Genomic DNA, 20,252 nt, shown 5'->3' with positions numbered 1-20,252 from the left:
AAGCGCCTCATTCACGTAGACCGGCTGCGTGCAACGCACTGAGTGGGGTAGACCCGTTCAACATCGATAAGATCGTGCGCGCGAGATCAGATGTCCGTTCCACCAACCGGTCGGCGCCGGCCGCTTCAAGTTCGTCCCGGCTGCCATATCCCCAAAGCACGCCAAGACAGCGCATATTGACCGCGCGCGCCCCGACGATGTCATGCCTGCGATCGCCGACCATCAGGCCGTGCGAAGCGACGACATCCTGGTCAGATAGGATATGGGCGAGGAGCTCAGGCTTATGATCCAGCCTGCCGCCGGGCACCGAGCCGTAGATGCCGTCGAAGTACGTTGCCAGTTTCAGATTGTCCAGGATGCGCCGGGCAAAGACTTCACGCTTCGATGTAGCGAGGTAGAGCCGCAATCCGGCTCGCCGCATGTCCTGGAGTGCGCAGCAGATTCCGGGATAAGGCTCGCTTCCGAGCAGGCCGCTTTCGCCGTAATGCTGCCGATAGGCCACCACGGCTTGATCGACCCGGTCGTCGCCGCGCGCCCTTAACAAAGCTTGTAGCATCTCTTCGAGCGGAGGTCCGATGGCGCGCTTGATGTCGAGCGCTGCGCCGGGATCGTGTCCGAGCGCGCGCAGTGTGGCTACGCAGCTTGCGAAAATGCCCGGCTGCGAATCAACCAGCGTTCCGTCGAGATCCAGGAGTACGTAGCGGGCTGGAGTCATACTTCGAAATCCTGCTCTCGGCGCGATGGGCCAGCCTTCAGCTGAGATCGTGGAGATCCTTGCCGAGCGGCGGTGTCAGCTGGAAAGTCGAGAAAGCGACCTTCAATCCGGACCGCTCGGGCGTGCAGGCCATCGGTCCCACCAGGTAGGAGTTCGCCCTGGGAAACGGCGCCAGACGCATCAGTGGCCAAAGCTTGCCATCGGCCGAAACCTGGAGGCGAACGACCCCGTTCTCGACGGTCGCGCGCAGGCGGAAGTCACGGGCATCCTGCTCATAGGGCGCGGTCGCCCAATCGGATCGCCCGTCGGTCAGCACGCTCGCAAGCATGGCGCGGCCGTCTGAAAACTCGATCCCGGCCTTGACCCAATGCTCCGCGTCGATGCGGACCATCATGCCCGCCTGGTCGTAGAGGGCCTGGAAGTCGCCCTGCACACGCAGCTCGGCAGTGAACGCCGCGCCGGTCGGAAAGCCCAGGAAATGCCCGCTGTCGCGGTTGAAGCCGTAGTGGGTTTCCCGCCAGAAATCGGTGGCGTTATCGGTGACGATCTGCAGGCCGTCGCCGTGCGCAGTCCATCGTTCCGGCTCATTGAGCCAGATACCGTCGCTTCTGCGAAAGATTGGATCGCTCATGTTGGACCTCGATTGGCAGCGCTGGCCAGTCTTGCGCGATCCCGATGCCGGCATCGCATGATGTGATCAGTCTGACCATGGGTCAGAATCGGATTCGCATGTAAACGCAGAAGGCCATTCAATCACCGCGCAGGCACTACCGAGCAATGCCTTCAATGGCGCGGCGGGTCAACTTCTGCGCAAGGCGTCAGCGGTGTTTGACGCCAAAGACAGGCCGGATGATTTCATTAATCTCGGCGACGCAATCTCCTGGATAAACTCTCTTAGTGCCTCGGTATCGAACGGCTTACGCAGTATTCTTAGATTTGGGGGAACTGCTTTTGCCGCGTCGCTGTATCCGGTCGTAAGGGCTACAGGTAAGTTCGGATAACGCGACCGAATTTCTCTCGCGAGTCCGACGCCATCGATGGTGCCCGGCATGACGATATCGCTGAAGACGAGATCGATCTTTGTGCCGGCTTCGAGCAGTTCTAATGCCGTTTCGGCCGAATCTCGGTAGATGGTCTCATAGCCCAGATGCTCGAACAGTGAGGATGTCACATCCGCCACATCAGCGCTGTCGTCGACGACGAGAACAGTCGGACGCTGCGAATGACGTGATCTTGCTTTGGCAGCGGAGAGCTCCTTGTCGGCGATTTGCTCGTCTGCACGCGACGGCAAATAGACTGTAATCGTCGTTCCTCGTCCGACCTTGCTGTCTGCCGCCACCGTGCCGCCGGCTTGGTGTGCAAAACCATAAACTTGGGACAAGCCGAGTCCGGTTCCTTTGCCGACCTCCTTGGTTGTGAAAAATGGATCAAACATCTTGGACAGAAGATTGGGCGGAATACCAGTACCCGTATCGCTAAAGGCTATCGCGTAGAAGGTCTCTCCCGGTCGACTGTCGCCAATCTCCTGATCCACGGTCACGCTGTTCAAGGACAATGTGAACGTGCCGCCGTTTGGCATTGCGTCGCGAGCGTTAACGGCGATGTTCACAATCGCAAGTTCCAATTCGGCGAGGTCCACCTTAACCGGCGAAACGCCCTCGCCAATGCTTTCCTTGTACACAATGTTCCCGCGCAATGAGCTCTCAATCATCGTGCGCATGTTCTTTATGGAAGCATTTAGATCAACGACCGTCGGGCTAAGATGCTGATGACGAGAGAAAGTCAACAATTGGCGCGTGAGACTCTCTCCGCGCTTGGCTGCGCTCTGTATCGCTTCGATTGCTTTTGGTAATTTCGGATCAAGCAGGCGAGCAAAGATCTGAGCACTGCCTCCAATGATCATCAATAGATTGTTGAAGTCGTGTGCAATCCCGCCGGTCAGTTTGCCGATTGCCTCCATTTTCTGCGACATCGCGAGCTGTTCGCGCGCCTGAAACAGTTTTTCCTCCGCGTCGCGTCGCTCGGTTGCATCCCGGAGTATGTTGATAAATCCGATCAGATTTCCTGCGTCGTCAACACTTGCTGACACCGAGCCGGTAATGAAGAACGGCGTGCCGTTTTTCCTGATCCGCCAACCCTCAACGTCGTGCTTGCCTTCTTGGAAAGCCGACTCCAATGCGCGGGCTGGCGCGCCGGCGCGGCGTTCATCCGGTCGGTAAAATATCCCAAAATGCTTGCCGATAATTTCTTCCGGGGCGTAGCCGATGATCTTTTGTGCGGTGCTGTTCCAACTTGTGACGTGCCCCTCTCTATCAAGGGCAAAAATGGCGTAGTCGACAACGCCTTCGATAAGAATTTGGAAGTGGCGTCTAACGCTGTCGAGTGCCAAACTTTTCCGCTCAATCTGACGGCTCAGTTGATGCTGAAGGGAAAGCAAATGGGCTTCAGTGTCTTGGCGTTTCGCTATTGCTGCGGCCAAAGCAAGGGGCGGCACTGATACGCTGATCGAAAGCACGAATAGCGCTAATAGCGATCCCTCCGGATCCGTCTTCGGAAACGGATCGTTACCCGCCGAGAAGCCCCACACGGCCATGCCGAGGAAAATGAGCGCAGCGGTCGCCACGCCGCATCGATTGCCGCGCAAACCAGCCCACATCAGGGGCAGCAAAACCAGAAAGCCTAGAAAGCTCCGATACGGCAGCGGCACATTGAGGGCGCTGCTGATGAGGTCGCTACCGACGAGCGGGCTGTAAGCAATGATCCCGATGATGCTCACGAGAGCAGATACGGCGATCGATTCCAACAGATTCCACTTCGAAGAACTACGCAGGCGCTCCATCGCCCAAAGCACGACGACCGGCGCAATTACTAAGGTCCCCACCGCGTCTGCAAGCCACCAGGTTAACCAGGTGACGACGGAATCGGAAGGATTCAATGTGTTGGCGAGAATGAAACCTGCCACGACGATGGCTGAACTCATCACCGTGGTCGGCACAAAGGAAATGATTGTAAATCTTGCGATACCGGAAGAGGAGCTGAACGTCTGGCGACCATTCGACCAGCGGCGAATCAGCCATGTCCCGACAAACGCAGCGAGGAGAGGGCCGATCCCGACGGAGCCAGACTCCAAGAGCGAGCGGCCGGTCATGAGATAAGGAGAAACGGACCCCACCAAAATCGCCGGCCAAATCCGGTAGCCGCGCAGCAGGACCAGTGCGAGCGCAAACCCGGTCGGTGGCCACAACGGTGTGGCGGTGGGGTTTATCGTGGGTAGTAGCAGCGCGGACTCGGCAAGGCCAAGATAAATCGCGGCGACCAGTAATAGCTCGACCAAATAAGATGCAGCACTCCGAGTGCTACCGGCTCTGCCGAACGTTGCCCTTTCCATCACAAGCCTTTTGCGGTGGGCGCCTCAAAGTGCGGTGACGGGACCTGGCCCGCGGTCCAATGTCACCCGAAACAGGGCGGTCGCAGTTCCTCGGCTTCGGCGACCTGCCAAGCACTCAATGCAGTTTTGACCAAAGCATGGCCGCACGATGGTGAGTAGAGGATCGCTTGGCAACTTTCGGAACTCGGGTCCCTGGGGCAGCACCATTGACCTAATAGCGGAGAGGCAGACTAAGCGGACAATCAAACCAAAACGTATTTCTTCACGGCCGCTTCGTCCCACGCGATGCCGTTGCCGGGGTCCTCGCTCGGCAAGGCAAAGCCGTCCTTGATGGTCAGCCGCGTCGCCAGCACGGCGTCGGCCCAGTCGACATATTCCAGCCAGTGCGCCGTCGGCGTGACGCAGAGCAGATGCGCGCTTACCTCCGAGAACAGGTGCGTCGACGTCTCGATGCCGGCGGCATGCGCAAGCGAGGCGGCGCGCAACCAGCCGGTGACGCCGCCGATGCGCTGCACGTCAGGCATCACGAAGTCGCAGGCCTCCGCGGAAAGCGCGGATTGCATCGAAAAGGCACCGTCGAAATTCTCGCCGATCTGGATCGGGGTGCGGAGCGCGTCCGCGACGCGCGCGCAGCCGGCATAGTCGTCATGCCGGATCGGCTCCTCGATCCAGAGCAGGCCCTCGTCGTCGAGCATTTCGCCGCGGCGAATGGCTTCCGCCACGGTGAGTGCCTGGTTGAAGTCGCACATCAGCGTCACCTGGTCGCCAACCGCCTTGCGTACCGCGCGCACGACGTTGAGGTCTTCCCGCGCATCAGGACGGCCGACGCGGATCTTTGCGGCATGAAAGCCTTCGGCGAGCAGTTTTTGCGCCTCGTCCACGGCGGCACCGGCGGGCATGATGCCGAGCCCCTTCGAGTTGTAGGCGCGGACCGGCTTCGGTGCGCCGCCGAGCTGGCGCGCTAGCGGCAGGCCATGTGTGCGGGCGAGCGCGTCCCAAGCCGCCATGTCGATGCCGGATTGCGCCAGGCATTGCAGGCCGGCGAGCCCAAGCAGCGTGAAACGCTGGGTCAGCTTGCGCTCGATCTCGAACGGCAAGAGCTCGTCGCCGGTGATCATCTCGGCCATCTCGCGGACCATCGCGGTCAATGGCCCCAAGGCGGCCGGCGTGATCGAGAACAGATAGGCGTGGCCCCGTACGCCCTGGTCGGTCTCGCAGTCGATCAGCACGAGCGGCGCTTTCGCGACCGCGCCGGTCGAGGTCTGAAGCGGCAGGTTCATTGGCACGATCACGGGGCGCGCGACAAAGCGCTTGATACGGATGGTTTCGGTCATGGGCACTGGCTCCGGATCAATCAATGCAGGCTGATGCCGATCTTAAGCATTCGTCATGAAACGAAAAGGTGCCTGCCGCGACCACCACAAAATGGGGTTGCGCTGGCCTGCGTTTACGGGCTCTGTGCCGCCGCATGTTGCGTCGCGGACGCCGATATCGCGACAAGAACGCACACAACGGAGCCACAGAGTGAAACAGGCGATCTCCGAAGAGCAGCGCAAGAACGGCATTTTGACCGGCGTGGTGATCGCCTTCCTCTTGCTCGCCCTGCCGCTTGCGGTGTGGCTCGACCTGACCGAGCTCAGCAAGGCCGCGCTGCGCCGGCAGGCCGCCGACCTCAATTCGGTGATCACGAGCGTGCGCAGCTACTACGCCACCAATGTGGTCGGGCGGATCCTGGCCAATCCCAACGGCACCACCAAAGTCGTGCACAATTACGAAGCCGTGCCGGGTGCGATCCCGATCCCGGCGACGTTGTCGCTTGAGCTCGGGCGCGTGATCGGCGCCCAGCAGGAGAACATCACTTACCGCTTCGTCTCGGACTTTCCGTTCCAGAACCGGGCGCCGCACCAGCTCGACAAGTTCGAGAGGGATGCGCTGGAAGCCTTGCGCACGGACCCCGAGAAGAAAATCGTCGAGACGGAAACTTCACTCTTCAACGACAAGGTCCGGCTGGTGGCTCCCGTGACGATGGGTCCGGCCTGCGTGAGCTGCCACAACAGCCATCCCGAAAGCCCGAAAAAGGATTGGAAGGTCGGCGACGTCAGAGGCATCCAGGAGGTGATCATCGCACAGCCGATCGCGGCCAACATCTTCTCGTTCAAATTCCTGCTCGCATACCTCTTCATCGCGGCCGGCAGCGGGCTCTCCTTCCTCTCCATGCAGCGCCGCCAGGCCAACCGCATCAAGTCGATGAACAAGGAGCTCGAATCCGCCAACGACTTCCTCGCCTCGCTCTCGATGAAGATCTCGCGCTACATCCCGCCGCAAGTCTACAAGAGCATCTTCAGCGGGCAGAAGGACGTCACCATCCACACCGAGCGCAAGAAGCTCACCATCTTCTTCTCCGACATCCAGAATTTCACCGCGACCGCCGAGCGGCTCCAGCCGGAGCTTCTGACCCAGCTCCTCAACGAATATTTCACCGAGATGTCGGCGATCGCGCATGAATATGGCGGAACCATCGACAAGTTCATCGGGGACGCCATGCTGATTTTCTTCGGCGATCCCGAGACCAAGGGCGACCGCGCCGATGCGCAGGCTTGCCTGCGGATGGCCTGGCGCATGCAGCAGCGGCTGGCCGAGCTCAATGCCAAATGGCGCGCCTCCGGCATCGAGCAGCCGTTCAAGTCGCGCATGGGCATCAATTCCGGCTATTGCAATGTCGGCAATTTCGGCAGCAGCGATCGCATGGACTACACGATCATCGGCGCCGAGGCGAACCTCGCCGCGCGCCTGCAATCGATCGCCGAGCCCGGCGGCATCGTGCTCAGCTACGAGACCTTCGCGCTGGTCAGCGACGTCGTCACGGCGCACGCGCTGCCGGCCATCACCATGAAGGGCATCAGCCGCGAGGTCATTCCCTATTCGGTCGATGCGCTCAGCGATGGGGGCGCCGCAAAAGGCGGCGTCATCACCGAGCGGGTTCCGGGCCTGGAGCTCTATCTCGACCCCTCGGTCCTGAAATCGAGCGATGCGGCGCGGGTGCGCTCACTCCTGGAAAACGCGCTGGCCTCGCTCAAACCGGCGTGAGATGCGCGATCAGCGCTTCAGCCCTTCCGTGAACGCGGTCTCGATCACGTCGCCGAACGACTGCCAGGAGCGGCCGTCGAACTGTTCGAGCCGCATCTGCTTGATCGGCAGGTAGTTGTCCGGTGAGGTGTTCATCTTGATGCCGGGCAACGCGACCGAAGGCTGAAAATCCCGAAGCGATGCTGCCTGCCGCATGACGTTGTCGCGGGAGAGGTCGTCGCCGCATTGCTTCAGCACCTGCGCCAAGGCTTCCGCCGCCGCATAACCGTACAGCGCGGCGCTGTTGTTGCGGCTTTCGGGATGGTTGTACTTGTCCATGAAGGCGAGCCAGTCCTTCATGCCGGGATCGTCGATCCAGGCCGGATCGCTCGGGTCCTTGAGGAAGGCCGCCGAGATCACGCCAGCCGAATTCTCCGTTCCTGCCGGCGTCAGCGCATTGGCGATCGAGGCGGCGGCATCGTTCAGGATGATGACCGGATGCCAGTTGAAGCCGGCCGCCAGCTTGATGACGCGGGCGGCGGTGCTTGGCACGCCGGCGAAGACGAACACCTCCGCGCCGGACTGTTTCAGGACCGAGACATGCGTGTCGAGATGCTCGTCGGCGATGTCGAAGGCGATATCGACGACCACGAAGCGGTTGAGGTCACCCAGTCCTTCCTCAATACCCTTGAACAGGTCGCGCCCGAACTGGTCATTCTGCCAGAGCACAACGATCTTGCGTCGGGGATAATAGGCCTGGATGTAGTTGGCATAGATGCGCCCCTCCGCCTTGAAGGAGGGCTGCCAGCCCATCGTCCAGGGAAACGCCCGGGGCCGGCTCAGCTCCTCGTCGCCGGACGCGACGAAGAGCTGGGGGATCTTCCGCTCATTGAGATACCAGCGCGTGGCGAGATTGCCGGGGGTACCGAACGAGCCGAACATCAACAGCACGTCGTCCTTCTCGACCAGTCCGCGCGTCAGCTCCATGGTAGTCGCGGGATCGGAATTGTCGTCGCGCGTGATGAAGCGGACCTTGCGGCCGTTGATTCCGCCGCGCTCGTTGACCATGTCGAAATAGGCGGCCTCCGCCTTGCCGATCGCCCCGAATTCCGAAAGCGGGCCCGAATAGGGCATGACGTTGCCGATGCGAATCTCGGAGACGGTCGCCGAGTCCTCTCGCTGCTGCGACATGGCGCCCAGCGAGGCGACAGCGACCACCAACGCGAACAGCATCTTGCCGGTCACACGCATGTTCGACACCTTGATCTTGGACCCCTTCGTGGAGGTCGGCGCAATCGGCATCAGGAGCGCTTGATCTAGGTCAAGGGTTTGTCATTCCTGTGTCCCGAGCGCTGTCGATCCAAGCGGCAGCCGTGCTGACACGTCGAAAACCGGCCGGCTATGGCAAGCCGCGCGCCTCGAGCTGGCGGACGAGCAGCAGCGTCGGCTCGGCGAGGCTGTCGGCGGAGCCATCGAGCCCGAACACGGAGGCGATGCCGTCGCGGGTGTGCAGGACGGTCGTGCGCGGGCAATGGCCGGCGCCGCAAAGCGCCTGCTTCAGTGCTTCGCCCTGCGTCACCAGGCCTGCAGGATCGGCCGCGGCCCAGGCCAGCACGATCGGTTCCTCGACTTTCAGGATGCCCGGAAAGGCGGAGCGCTCGTCATATTGGGCGGCGTCAGAGCCGAAATAGGCCATCTCGCTGTCGCTCGCGTCGTTGCCCGGGCGATAAATGCCTGAGATCAGCACGACGCCGGCGACATCGGTGTCGGTGCCCTGCAACTCCTGATGCGCGAGCAGGCTCGCGACGTGGAAGGCGCCGGCGGCATAGCCGACCGCGACAATCTCGCGGGAATCGCCGTTGAAGAGATCGACGTTCTGGTGGATCCAGGACAGGGCGGCCGCGACGTCGCGTGCGCCGGAAGGCCAAGGGGCCGCCGGTGCAAGGCGGTAGTTCACGCGCACGCCGACCATGCCGTTGCGCGCGGCAAAGCATATTGCCTCGTCCTGGAGCTCGCGCGCCGTGTCGGGTGCGGCGCTATCGCCAGTGAAGCTGTCGCCGGCCACGAACAGCAGGATCGGCTGCGGCGTTGCCGCCTTGGTCTCGCTGGTCGCGACGTCAAGGACGTTCTGCTCGCTATCGCCATACCGCAGGCGCCGCGAGAACGAGACCTGATCGCACAGCCGGGCCGTGCCTCCGGCAGCCGTGTCAGTGTCGGTGAGGCCTGTGCGCGCCAAATCGGACGGAGGTTGCGGCCGGACTGGAAATGGCCCGTGCGCGGAGGCGGTCGTGATCGTCAGCAAGAGGAAAAATGCGAGATAGTTTTTCATTGTTATGTGCCGTGCTGAGTGCTCAAGCGCCGGCTCGCGTTCCGGCTTGGCCCGTCAATTAGCCTTATTGGTTGCCGTTGGGGCGATTTGACGGCGCCCCCAAAGCACGCGTTTTAGGTTGTTGTTTGAGCATGATCTCCGCGCAAACGCGTTCCGCGTTTGTGGCGAGGGAACACTTTTCCGGATCATGCCCTAATTCCCCGGCTGGAACTTGCAGCTCGCGCCGCTGCCGTCCTTCTGGCGGATGGCGTTTGGATCGATCGTGCAGCTCAGCTTCGACAGACTCTCGAAGTTCGATCCCGCCGCGCCGTCCGCCGCCACGCCGGCGAGCGCCTCGGTGGCATAGATCTCGTTGGCCGTGGAGCCGTTCACGGTCTTGACCTTTTTATCAAATGTCACCTCGCAGCTGCGCACGGTGATGTCGACATTGCCGGTGCGGCAGACGATGCGGTCGGCGGTCACGACGATCGGTTTCTTGTAGGGAACGTCGCTGTTGGCGGCGAACAGCATCGCGATCGCCTTTTTCTCGGCCGATGCCAGGATCGGCGACAGCGGCGCGATGACGCCGGCGAGCGCCAGCGCCGTCGAGCCGGAGATCGTCGAGTTGGTGTCGGCAGCCCGCACGGCTGACCCGCCGCCCAACGCGAGCGACGCCGCAAGGATCAGCTTCCCGAGCTTCATCTCAGGCCGCCTTCCTGCGCTTGGACGCCTTCTTCGCGGCTCTTCTTTTCTTGACCGCCTTCTTCTTCGTGGCTTTCTGGCCAACGAGATAGGCCTCGACCTTCGTCGAAGAATGGCCGGCGGCGGCCACGGCGGCCTTCAGCCTGGCCGGGGAGATCTTGAATTTCTTCGACCAGTAGCGGACCTCGTAGGGCTCGTTGAGCGCGATCCGCATCCTGTCGCCAGCGCGGTGCTTCTGGACCTTGATGTAGGCCTCGACCTTCTTGGCGGAGTGGCCGACCTTCTTGACGGCGTATTTCAGCTTGGCCGGCGTGATCTTGAACTTTTTCGACCAGTAGGCGACCTCGTAGCGTTCGCCGAGCGCGATCAGGGCACGATCGGCCCCGCCCCGTTTGGACTTGCTGTCGGCCATGCGTCCCTCCTGCCGCGGAAATGCGCTCGCGCAGTCTAGCATGCCACCGGCGGTAGGAAAGCAGTCCTGCTACGCGCCGCGCGGGCGCGTACGATCCCTCGCATTTCCGTGATGGAACCAAATTGCCCCTCGCGCGACTTAATAAGACAAGCACAGAAACGTGCGAGGCTGTCATGGCAGAGCATTGGAAGCACACCGCCGATCCGAACGAGATCATGCGGGCGACCGGCCATCCCGAGCTGGAATATGCCGCGGGCTGGACCATCGCAGGCTTGGTCACGCTCGGCACCATCGTCGCCGCCTGGGTGTTCGCGATCTGAGGTCATCTTAGGTCGCCGGAAACTGCAGCTCGAAGGCCGCGCCTTCGTCGGTCGGCTTCAGCTCGATCGAGCCGCCATGGCTCGCCATTACCGCGCGCGCAATCGCAAGCCCCATTCCGGTACCGCCCGACTCCCGCCGGGTGGTCAAAAACGCATCAAAGATTCTGTCGCGGTTCGGCGCTGAGATCGGCTCACCGTCGTTGCTCACGGTCAGCCGAACCGCCGTGCGCTCGTCGACCGCTTCCAGCCTGATGTGTCTGGCGCGATGCCGCATCGCATTGTCGGCGAGGTGCGACTGCACGATCAGCGCCTTCTCGCTGGACATGCCGCTTGGCCGGTCGAGGCTGCCCGTGGCGGAGATAGTGCCTGCCGGAAAACGGCTTTTGAGGTCGTCGATGACGGGCGCCAGCTCGGTGCGCTCGTTCTGCGGCAGGCTTTCGGCCCGTGCCAGCTCACGCAGCCGCTGCGCCATCGCTTCCAGCCGCTCGGCATCGGACAGGATGTTGGCGACGAACGTCTTCTGCTCGGCCGGTGGAAGCGTCCGACTGGCGCTCCCCCGCGCAGTTTCATCGGGTTTTTGACTGCGCGCCGGAGGGATCGCGACGGGGCGGGGTCGACGTTGCCGCGCTCCGCGCAAGTGAAGTGCGCCTCGGGCGTGCTCGCCTGACGACTGAACCTTAAGGCAGCGCTACGGCGTCACCGCCCCGCGCTCCACGCCGCGCGGTGCGGTCAGCTCCTTCCAGGTCGAATTGGCGACATGCACCGGCGAGAACGCCGGACGTTCGACATAGCGGCCGTCGCCGGCTTCGGCACGCAGGTTGCCATCCTTCCAGACGATCCGGCCACGCGAGACCGTCACCGCAGGTCCACCGGTGCAGGAAAACCCTTCGAAGACGTTGTAGTCGATGCGGCTCATCTGGCGTTTGGCAGTGATCGTCTTGTGCGCTTTGGGATCCCACACGACGAGGTCGGCATCCGAACCGACGGCGACCGCGCCCTTGCGTGGGTAGATGTTGAGGATGCGGGCGATGTTGGCCGAGGTCACCGCGACGAACTCTTCCTTCGTCAATCGCCCCGTGGAGACGCCTGCCGTCCACAGCAGGGCCAAGCGGTCTTCGAGCCCGCCGGTGCCGTTGGGGATCTTGCGGAAGTCGTCGCGGCCGAACCGTTTCTGCTCGGTCGTGAAGGCGCAGTGGTCGGTCGCGACCACTTGGAGCGAGCCGGATTGCAGGCCGGCCCACAGGCTGTCCTGGTGCGACTTGTCGCGGAACGGCGGCGACATCACGCGCTGCGCGGAATGGTCCCAGTCCTTGCTCGCATATTCGCCGGCATCCAGCAGCAGATGCTGGATCAGCGGCTCGCCATAGACGCGCTTTCCCGCCGCGCGCGCCCGCGCGATCGCCTCGTGCGCCTCGCGGCAACTCGTGTGCACGATATAGACCGGCGTTCCCGTCATGTCGGCGATCATGATGGCGCGGTTGGTGGCCTCGCCCTCCACCTCCGGCGGCCGCGAATAGGCGTGGCCTTCGGGGCCGGTGATGCCGCGCGCAATCAACGCCTCCTGCATCAGCGCCACGACGTCGCCGTTCTCGGCGTGCACCACCGGCATGGCGCCGAGATGGGCGCAGCGCGCGAACGAGTTGTACAGCTCGTCGTCGTTCACCATCAGCGCGCCCTTGTAGGCCATGAAATGCTTGAAGGTGTTGATGCCGTAGGTTTTGACCACGGTCTCCATCTCGTCGAAGATCTGCTTCGACCATGACGTCACCGCCATGTGGAAGCCGTAGTCGCTTGCCGCCTTCTCGGATTTGTGCCGCCACTCCTGATAGGCCGCGAGCATCGACTGACCGGGATCGGGCAGGCAGAAATCCACCACCATGGTGGTGCCGCCGGTCAGCGCCGCCTTGGTGCCGGATTCGAAATCATCGGCCGTGACCGTGCCCATGAATGGCATTTCGAGATGAGTGTGCGGATCGATGCCGCCCGGGATCACGAAGCAGCCGCCGGCGTCGATCATTTCGGTGCCCGCCGGCGCATCGATCGATGCGCCAACCGCGACGACGGTGTCTCCGTCGATCAGCACGTCCGCACGTCGCGAATGATCATGATTGACGACAGTGCCGCCGCGGATGAGGAGGGACATGGGAACTCCGGGGAAGGGAGGGGGCGGATGCTACGTGAAGGCTAAGCTCATGGGGCGCCATGCGACAGGCGAAATTTTAGCCATTGGCTGGAGCGTTGTTGAGCGTGCAGATGTACTCGGGGACGTGTTGCAGGTGCGAACACGCATCGGAGGCATGTCTAACGCTCCGGCCACGTGCCTTGCGATTCCTGCCTCGGCGGAGCAGTCTGAGGACGCGGTGTGAACAACGCCGCCAATAAAGATTGCCCGAGGAAGCTTTCCATGGCGGCGACGCGCATCGATTGCGATGTCCACCCGGCGGTCGGGGGCACCCGCACCACGCTGCTCCCCTATCTCAGCGATCATTGGAAAGAGCAGGTGGTGAGCCGCGCGATCGACGGGCTCGATCTCACCAGCTATCCGCCGAGCATGCCGCTCTCCGGCCGCGCCGACTGGCGCCCCTCGAGCGGCGCAAGGCCGGGCTCTGACCTTGCGATGGTGCAGAAGGGCACGTTCGATCAACTCGGCGCCAGCCACGCCATCCTCAACGTGCTCTATGGCGCGCAGGCCGTCTACGATCCCTACATGGCTGCGGACTTCTGCAAGGCGATCAATGACTGGATCGCTGCCGAATGGCTGTCGCGCGATCCGCGCCTGCGGGCGTCCATCGTCGTGCCGATGCAGGCGCCGGATCTCGCCATGGAGGAGATCGAGCGGCGTGCCGGCGACAACCGCTTTGTGTCCATCCTTGTGCTGGCGCAGGGCGAGACGCTGCTCGGCCGCCGCCACTTCTGGCCAGTCTATCGGCTTGCCGAGAAGTACAGCCTGCCGCTCGCGATCCACGCCGGCACGCAATATCGCTACGCGCCGAGTTCGGCCGGTTGGCCGTCGCATCGCTACGAATATTACTTCGTCGAGGCGCAGGCCTTTCAGGCCCAGCTCCTCAGCCTGATCTATGAAGGCGTGTTCGGCAAATTCCCAGATCTCAAGGTCGTGCTGATGGAATCGGGCGTGAGCTGGCTGCCCGCCTTCATGTGGCGCGCCAACAAGACCTGGCGTGGCGTGCGTGTCGAGGTGCCCTGGGTCGAGCGCGAGCCGGCAGCGATCATTCGCGACAACGTCCGCGTCACCATGCAGCCGTTTGATGCGCCGGCGGATGCCAGAAGCGTCGAGGAGATCATCGATCAGATCGGCTCCGAGAAGATGTTCCTGTTCGCGTCGGACTATCCGCATTGGCAGTTTGACGGCGACGATCCGATCCCGCCGAACCTGCCAAAGAGCATCATCGCGAAAATGTGCGTTGACAATCCGCTGGAGACATTTCGGCGGTTGCAACTGAACTAGCATGATCCGGAAAAATGGGAGCCGGTTTTCCGATAGGATCATGCGCAAAATAATATCCGGAGGATCGCATGAGCGACGTCATCGACCGCCCGCAGCTGGAGGGAGACAAGTCCGCCGCGACGCGGCTGAAGATCATCGATTGCGACGTTCATCCAAGCCTTCGCTCGGCTGACGATCTCAACGAGTTTCTGCCGAAACGCTGGCAGCAGCATCTCCGGGAATATGGCAGTCATCTGCGTACGCCCTATCTCTTCACGACGCCCTATCCACGTTCCTCACCCCTGATCGCGCGGCGTGATGCCTGGCCGCCGACCGGCGGGCCGCCGGGCTCCGATCTCGCCTTCATGCGCAAGCAGCATCTCGATCCGCTCGACGTCGAGTTCGGGATCCTGCAGGTGCTCGATCTCTTCATCTTCTCGCAGCAGAATCTCGAATTCGGCGCCGCGATCCAGCGTGCCATCAACGACTGGCAGCTTGCCTTCTGGTCGCATCGCGATCCCCGATTGAAGGCATCGATCCTGGTCGGGCAGGACGGCACCGACCTTGCGGTCGCTGAAATCGATCGCTGCGCTAAGGTCGGCGAATACATCCAGATCAACGTCTCTCCGCGTGCCAACGAGCCGCTCGGGCGCCGTCGCTACTGGCCGATCTACGAACGTGCACAGGAGCTCGACCTGCCGCTCGGCATCCATGTCGGCGGCTATGGCGGGCACGCGCCGACGGGTGGCGGCTGGCCCTCTTATTACGTCGAGGAGCACCAGTCGAATGCGCACACCGTCGCGGCACAGCTTGCAAGCCTCGTCATCGAGGGCGTGCCCGAACGATTTCCCAAGCTGAAGATCGTCTTCATCGAAGGCGGCTTTGGCTGGATCCCGTCGGCGGTGTGGCGCATGGACCAGCACTTCGAGCGCTTCCGCCGCGAGGTGCCGCATCTGAGGCGCAAGCCGTCGGAATATGTGCGCGAGCATTTCTGGTTCACGACGCAGCCGATCGACGAGCCCGACGAGGCGCGGCATTTGCGATCGCTGATCGAATGGGTCGGCATCGATCGCTTGCTGTTCTCGTCGGACTATCCGCACTGGGACTTCGACGATCCGCGCTTCGCCTTCAAGGCGCCGCTCTCCGAGGCCGAGCGGCGGAAGATCTTCAACGCCAACGCTCGCGCGGTCTACAAATTCTGAGACCAGCATGGCCCGTCACATCGTCGCCCGCACCTCGGAGATCCCACCCGGCGGCAACAAGGTCGTCGATATCGCGGGCCGCGACATCGTCGTGTTCCACGTCAATGGCGAGTTCTTCGCGCTGTTGAACCGCTGCCCTCATGAAGGCGCGCCGCTCGACAAGGCGGCTTGCGTCGCGCGTCTCACCTCCCCGGAGCCAGGCGTCTACCAGCGCTCACGCGTCGGCGAGCTCCTGCGCTGCCCCTGGCACGGCTGGGAATTCGACATGCGCAATGGCCAGTCCTGGTTCGACCCGACGCGGGTAAAGGTGCGGTCTTATCCGGTCGCGGTGGAGCGCGGCGAGGAGTTGCAGAAGGGCCCGTATGTCGCTGAGACCTTTCCGGTACATATTGAAGACAGCTATGTGATCGTCGAGGTGTGAGGCCGCTTTGCCGATTGTGATTTCGACGCAACTGCGATAAGGCTCGCCCGTATTCATGGCGGAGATGAGCTTTGTCGAAACAATCCTTGCGCGAGGAGGCCGAACGCCTGATCCGCGAGACGATGGAAAAGAAGAACATCGTCGTCAAGCAGGGCACGACCCGCATCGAGACGCTCTGCGGCAAGTGCGGCGCACCGAACCGGGTGCAGGCCCCCAAGGGCCAGACCCGCGTCAAGTTCGCCTGCAAGCAATGCGGGCAGCAGCAAGAGACGCTGTAGTCGACCCCGCGCGATCAATGCTCGGCCCCTCATCCTAGGAGCTCGCGAGAAGCGGGCGTCTCGAAGGATGTTGGCCACGGTCGGGCCTCATGGTTCGCCCGGCGATGCGTCCGGAGACGCGTTTCGCGCTCCTCACCATGAGGGTCTTATGGTGAGGCGAGGCCTAGTTGCCTTTCACGAACTTTGCAAACGCCTCCGCATAGTCCGGATGCCAGCGCGAGAGCGCCGGGCGGTTCTCGACGATGTCGCCGGCGGCCCACAGCATGCGCTTCTCGTCGAGTTCGCGCGGCACGTCATTGTCCGGGCAGAGAATGTAGAAGTCGCCGGCTTCGAGCCGAGCAATCATGAAATCGACTGTCTGCTCCGGCGTCCAGGCGCCCGCCGGTTTTTCGGTGCGGCCGCGCGCGGTGAGCCCGGTGAAGGCGAAGCCGGGGATCAGGAGATGTGACGTGATGCGGCAATCGCTGGTGTTTCGCAGTTCGTGTTGGAGCGCCTCGGTGAACGCCTTCACGCCGGCCTTCGAGACGTTGTAGGCGGGATCGCCTGGCGGCGTGGTGATGCCTTGCTTCGATCCGGTGTTGATGATGAGGCCGGCCTTGCCGCGTGCGGCCATGCTGGGCGCAAAGATGCGCGCACTGTTGATGATGCCCCACATGTTGACGTCGACGACGCGCTGCCAGGTGTCGGGCTCGCCGAACATCGTGCTGCCCGGCTGGATGCCGGCATTGTTCATCAGCACGTCCGTTCCGCCGAAGCGTTTCTGCACAGCGGCTTCCAGTTCCGTCAGGCTCTCCGGCCGGCTGACATCAACCACGGCAGCCATCACGTGATCGGCGCCGCCGGGCGCGATCGATGACAGCTTTGTTTCGGCCTGCGTCAGCCGTACCGAGTCGACGTCGGCGATGCAGATTCATGCCGCGCCTTGCAAATTGTTCCGCGGCGGCGAGACCGATGCCGGACGCACCACCCGTTATCACGGCAACGTTATTGGCTGACAGGGCAGGGTGCGGCATGGGAATACTCCGGATCACGGCGCGCAGATGAGAGGACGAGCGACCTATAGCACGGCAATCCTGCGACCATGCACAAGTCGGCATGGGAGGTCTTCGTTCCGCGCCGGCTTTACGCCCATTCGGCACCGCTGTATTTTGGCCGATCTAACGATCCCGCCCAGATCGAACCCAATCAAGTCAGTCAGAGGGAGTGCAGCCATGGCTGTGTCGCAGGCTATTCCGATCACGCGCCATCCGTTCGCCAACGGGTCGTACAAGCAGATGCTGATCGACGGAAAATGGGTCGATGCGGCCTCGGGCAAGCGCTTCGAGACCCGCAACCCCGCGACCGGCGAGCTGCTCGCAACCGTCGCCGAGGGCGACAAGGAAGACATCGACCGTGCGGTTGCGGCCGCGCGCCGAGCCTTCGAGGGACAGTGGGGCAAGGTCAAGCCGTTCGAGCGGCAGAACCTGCTGCTCAAGCTCGCCGACCTCATCGAGAAGAATTTCGACGAATTGGCGCAGCTCGATACGCTCGACATGGGCGCGCCCGTTAGCCGCACCCGCTCCTACAAGCTGCGCGTGCTCGGCATGCTCCGCTACTATGCGGGGCAGACGACCGCGATCCATGGCGAGACCATCGAGAACTCGCTGCCCGGCGCGATATTCTCCTACACGCTGAAGGAACCGGTCGGCGTCGTCGGCGCCATCATTCCCTGGAACGGCCCATTCACCGCGACGATCTGGAAGATCGGGCCGGCGATTGCGACCGGCTGCACCGTGGTGCTGAAGCCAGCCGAGGAAGCGCCGCTGACCTCGCTGCGCATCGCCGAGCTCGCGCTCGAAGCCGGCGTGCCGCCCGGCGTCATCAATGTCGTGCCGGGCTATGGCGAGACCGCCGGCGCGGCGCTTGCCTCGCACCACGATGTCGACAAGGTCGCCTTCACCGGCTCGCACATCACGGGCCAATCGATCATCCGCGCCTCGGCCGGCAACCTCAAGCGCGTCTCGCTCGAGCTGGGCGGCAAGTCGCCGGACATCGTGTTTGCGGACGCCGATCTCGACGCGGCCGTGCCGGGCGCGGCGATGGCGGTGTTCGCCAATTCCGGGCAGATCTGCAGCGCCGGCACGCGGCTGTTCGTCGAGCAGGCGATCTACGACGAGTTCGTCGGCCGCGTCGCCGAGTTCGGCAAGAAGCTGCAGGTCGGCAACGGTCTCGATCCCAACACCCAGATCGGCCCGCTGGTCTCCGAGCAGCAGCTCGAGCGCGTCACCGGCTATCTCGATGTCGGCCAGAAGGAAGGCGCCAAGGCGCTTGCCGGCGGCGGCCGCGTCACCGAAGGCGCGCTCGCCAAGGGCTACTTCGTCTCGCCGACGGTATTCGCAGGTGTCCAGGACAACATGCGCATCGCGCAGGAGGAGATCTTTGGCCCCGTGATCTCTGCGATCGCCTTCAAGGACATGGATGAGCTCGTCAAGCGCGCCAATGCGACGATGTTCGGCCTCGGCTCGGGTCTGTGGACGCGTGACGTCAGCAAGGCGCATCACGTTGCAAAGTCGCTGCGCGCCGGCTCGGTGTGGGTGAATTGCTATCAGGCGATGGATCCGGCCGTTCCGTTCGGTGGGTACAAGATGAGCGGCTATGGCCGGGAGTCCGGCAAGCAGCACGTCGAGGAATATCTCAACGTGAAGGCCGTCTGGATCAAGACGGCGTAATGCCCGTTTCCGTCCCACATCTCGTGGGACGGAAAATTCCGTTTGCAGGGGCGGCACCTTTTCTGGTGGCCGCCCCTCGCTATATGATCCCTATCCTTCCATAGCCATTCGGGGCCAGCATGAAATTCCCGGCGTTGTTTCAACCGTTGCAAGTCGGTCCATGCAAGCTTGCGCATCGTGTCGCGATGGCGCCGTTGACACGCATGCGGGCCGAGCGCGAGAGCTTTGCGCCGCGCAACCTCAATGCCGAATATTATGGCCAGCGCGCCACGCCGGGCGGCCTTATCATCGCCGAAGCCTCGCCCGTGCTCTCGCGCGGCCGCGGCAACCCCGCCACGCCGGGCATCTATTCAGATGCGCAGATCGCGGGCTGGCGCAAGGTCGTCGACGCCGTGCACGCCAAGGGCGGCATCATCTTCCTCCAGCTCTGGCACGTTGGCCGCGTCTCGCATTCCTCCTTCCACGGCGGGGAGCTGCCTGTTGCGCCATCTGCGCTTCCGATCAAGGCCGAGGGCATGAAGGCGATGACCGCCGACGGCAAGATCGCCGACTATGAGACGCCGCGCGCGCTCGAAACCGAGGAGGTCAAGGGCATCGTTGAGGCATTCCGGCAGGCTGCGAAGAACGCGCTCGCTGCCGGATTCGACGGCGTCGAGATCCATGGCGCCAACGGCTATCTGCTCGAGCAGTTTTTGCAGTCGCGCAGCAACCAGCGCACCGATGAATATGGCGGCTCGATCGAAAATCGCGCGCGCCTGCTGCTCGAGGTCACGCAGGCCGCGATCGACGTCTGGGGTGCGAACCGCGTCGGCGTACGGCTCTCGCCGTACGGCATCGCCAATGATTCCGGCGAGCCGGACCCGATGCCGCTCTACACGCTTGTCGTGAAAGCGCTGGACAAGCTCGGCCTTGCCTACCTGCATGTCATCGAGCCGCGTTCCAGCGGCGCGGGCCGCGCCGACGTCAATTGGCAGAATGTGCCATCGGCGATGGTGCTGTTGCGGCCGCTCTATAACGGCCTCCTGATCGCTGCCGGAGGCTTCACCGGCGAAACGGCGAATGCCGCGATCGCCGACGGCCACGCCGACATCGTCGCGTTCGGTCGCATCTTCATCTCCAACCCGGATCTGCCGCGCCGCCTCCAGCACGACTATCCGATCACACCCTACAATCGCGCGACGTTCTACGGCGGCGAGGAGAAGGGGTACACGGATTATCCGGTGTATGACGAGCTGACGCCGGCTTGACGCTGACATGCCCGGATTGCGCTTCGCTCCTCCGGGGTAA

The 20,252-nt window shown here is 62.9% G+C and carries 17 protein-coding genes and 2 pseudogenes; 8 read left to right on the top strand and 11 right to left on the bottom strand.

All coding sequences use genetic code 11. The features are described from left to right. Positions 1-7: 7 nt before the first annotated feature. From SO140_RS10725 to SO140_RS10710, 4 genes are all read right to left on the bottom strand, one after another. Complete coding sequence (locus SO140_RS10725; RefSeq protein WP_449377525.1) at positions 8-715, bottom strand: HAD hydrolase-like protein; 708 nt, start codon at positions 713-715, stop codon at positions 8-10. A gap of 37 nt (positions 716-752) precedes the next feature. Next, positions 753-1,346: a DUF1349 domain-containing protein gene (locus SO140_RS10720; RefSeq protein WP_449377524.1), complete on the bottom strand. Its 594-nt coding sequence runs from the start codon at positions 1,344-1,346 to the stop codon at positions 753-755. 168 nt (positions 1,347-1,514) lie between these two features. After that, entirely contained in the window at positions 1,515-4,049 is a 2,535-nt protein-coding gene (locus tag SO140_RS10715) for an MASE1 domain-containing protein (protein WP_449377523.1), read from the bottom strand. A 296-nt stretch (positions 4,050-4,345) separates the two neighbouring features. Further along, positions 4,346-5,437: an enolase C-terminal domain-like protein gene (locus tag SO140_RS10710; RefSeq protein WP_449377522.1), complete on the bottom strand. Its 1,092-nt coding sequence runs from the start codon at positions 5,435-5,437 to the stop codon at positions 4,346-4,348. A 190-nt stretch (positions 5,438-5,627) separates the two neighbouring features. On the opposite strand from SO140_RS10710, the gene SO140_RS10705 reads away from it, so the two are divergent. Next, the gene (locus tag SO140_RS10705; RefSeq protein WP_449377521.1) at positions 5,628-7,190 is read left to right on the top strand and encodes an adenylate/guanylate cyclase domain-containing protein; all 1,563 of its coding nucleotides are present in this window, start codon (positions 5,628-5,630) and stop codon (positions 7,188-7,190) included. Positions 7,191-7,199: 9 nt separating this feature from the next. Here SO140_RS10705 and SO140_RS10700 read toward each other — a convergent pair whose 3' ends face one another. The 4 genes from SO140_RS10700 to SO140_RS10685 all read right to left on the bottom strand — a co-directional run bounded on the left by SO140_RS10700 (position 7,200) and on the right by SO140_RS10685 (position 10,591). After that, complete coding sequence (locus SO140_RS10700; protein WP_449377583.1) at positions 7,200-8,420, bottom strand: ABC transporter substrate-binding protein; 1,221 nt, start codon at positions 8,418-8,420, stop codon at positions 7,200-7,202. A gap of 148 nt (positions 8,421-8,568) precedes the next feature. After that, positions 8,569-9,498, bottom strand: coding sequence for an alpha/beta hydrolase (locus SO140_RS10695; RefSeq protein WP_449377520.1), 930 nt, complete (start codon positions 9,496-9,498; stop codon positions 8,569-8,571). 192 nt (positions 9,499-9,690) lie between these two features. Continuing rightward, positions 9,691-10,179 (bottom strand): hypothetical protein, encoded by a 489-nt coding sequence (locus SO140_RS10690; RefSeq protein ID WP_449377519.1) that lies wholly within the window; start codon positions 10,177-10,179, stop codon positions 9,691-9,693. Between the two features lies 1 nt (position 10,180). After that, positions 10,181-10,591, bottom strand: coding sequence for a DUF3606 domain-containing protein (locus SO140_RS10685; protein WP_474798427.1), 411 nt, complete (start codon positions 10,589-10,591; stop codon positions 10,181-10,183). Positions 10,592-10,764: 173 nt separating this feature from the next. On the opposite strand from SO140_RS10685, the gene SO140_RS10680 reads away from it, so the two are divergent. After that, positions 10,765-10,911, top strand: a complete 147-nt coding sequence (locus SO140_RS10680) for a hypothetical protein (protein WP_254098688.1) — start codon at positions 10,765-10,767, stop codon at positions 10,909-10,911. A 7-nt stretch (positions 10,912-10,918) separates the two neighbouring features. Here the strand turns inward: SO140_RS10680 and SO140_RS10675 are convergent. Together SO140_RS10675 and hydA are read right to left on the bottom strand one after the other, a co-directional pair. Next, positions 10,919-11,449 (bottom strand): annotated as a pseudogene (locus SO140_RS10675) (sensor histidine kinase); the annotation flags it as partial. A gap of 150 nt (positions 11,450-11,599) precedes the next feature. Continuing rightward, positions 11,600-13,054, bottom strand: a complete 1,455-nt coding sequence (gene hydA, locus SO140_RS10670) for a dihydropyrimidinase (protein WP_474798429.1) — start codon at positions 13,052-13,054, stop codon at positions 11,600-11,602. Positions 13,055-13,315: 261 nt separating this feature from the next. Between hydA and SO140_RS10665 the strand changes: the two genes are divergently transcribed. From SO140_RS10665 to SO140_RS10650, 4 genes are all read left to right on the top strand, one after another. After that, the gene (locus tag SO140_RS10665) at positions 13,316-14,377 is read left to right on the top strand and encodes an amidohydrolase family protein (protein WP_449377516.1); all 1,062 of its coding nucleotides are present in this window, start codon (positions 13,316-13,318) and stop codon (positions 14,375-14,377) included. A 68-nt stretch (positions 14,378-14,445) separates the two neighbouring features. After that, positions 14,446-15,558 (top strand): amidohydrolase family protein, encoded by a 1,113-nt coding sequence (locus SO140_RS10660; RefSeq protein WP_449377515.1) that lies wholly within the window; start codon positions 14,446-14,448, stop codon positions 15,556-15,558. A gap of 7 nt (positions 15,559-15,565) precedes the next feature. Further along, positions 15,566-15,979, top strand: a complete 414-nt coding sequence (locus SO140_RS10655) for a Rieske (2Fe-2S) protein (RefSeq protein ID WP_449377514.1) — start codon at positions 15,566-15,568, stop codon at positions 15,977-15,979. Positions 15,980-16,050: 71 nt separating this feature from the next. Next, the gene (locus tag SO140_RS10650; RefSeq protein ID WP_449377513.1) at positions 16,051-16,257 is read left to right on the top strand and encodes a hypothetical protein; all 207 of its coding nucleotides are present in this window, start codon (positions 16,051-16,053) and stop codon (positions 16,255-16,257) included. Between the two features lie 163 nt (positions 16,258-16,420). On the opposite strand, the pseudogene SO140_RS10645 reads toward SO140_RS10650, so the two are convergent. Then, positions 16,421-17,270, bottom strand: a pseudogene (locus SO140_RS10645) (SDR family NAD(P)-dependent oxidoreductase). Between the two features lie 198 nt (positions 17,271-17,468). Here SO140_RS10645 and SO140_RS10640 point away from each other — a divergent pair. Both SO140_RS10640 and SO140_RS10635 read left to right on the top strand, forming a co-directional pair. Next, positions 17,469-18,965, top strand: a complete 1,497-nt coding sequence (locus SO140_RS10640; protein ID WP_449377512.1) for an aldehyde dehydrogenase family protein — start codon at positions 17,469-17,471, stop codon at positions 18,963-18,965. A gap of 119 nt (positions 18,966-19,084) precedes the next feature. After that, complete coding sequence (locus tag SO140_RS10635; RefSeq protein WP_449377511.1) at positions 19,085-20,212, top strand: alkene reductase; 1,128 nt, start codon at positions 19,085-19,087, stop codon at positions 20,210-20,212. The last annotated feature ends 40 nt before the right edge of the window (positions 20,213-20,252 follow it).

It is taken from the genome of Bradyrhizobium sp. UFLA05-108 (assembly GCF_059803455.1).
The sequence above is the reverse complement of the archived record's forward strand: the minus strand, read 5'-3'. Positions and strand labels throughout refer to the sequence as shown.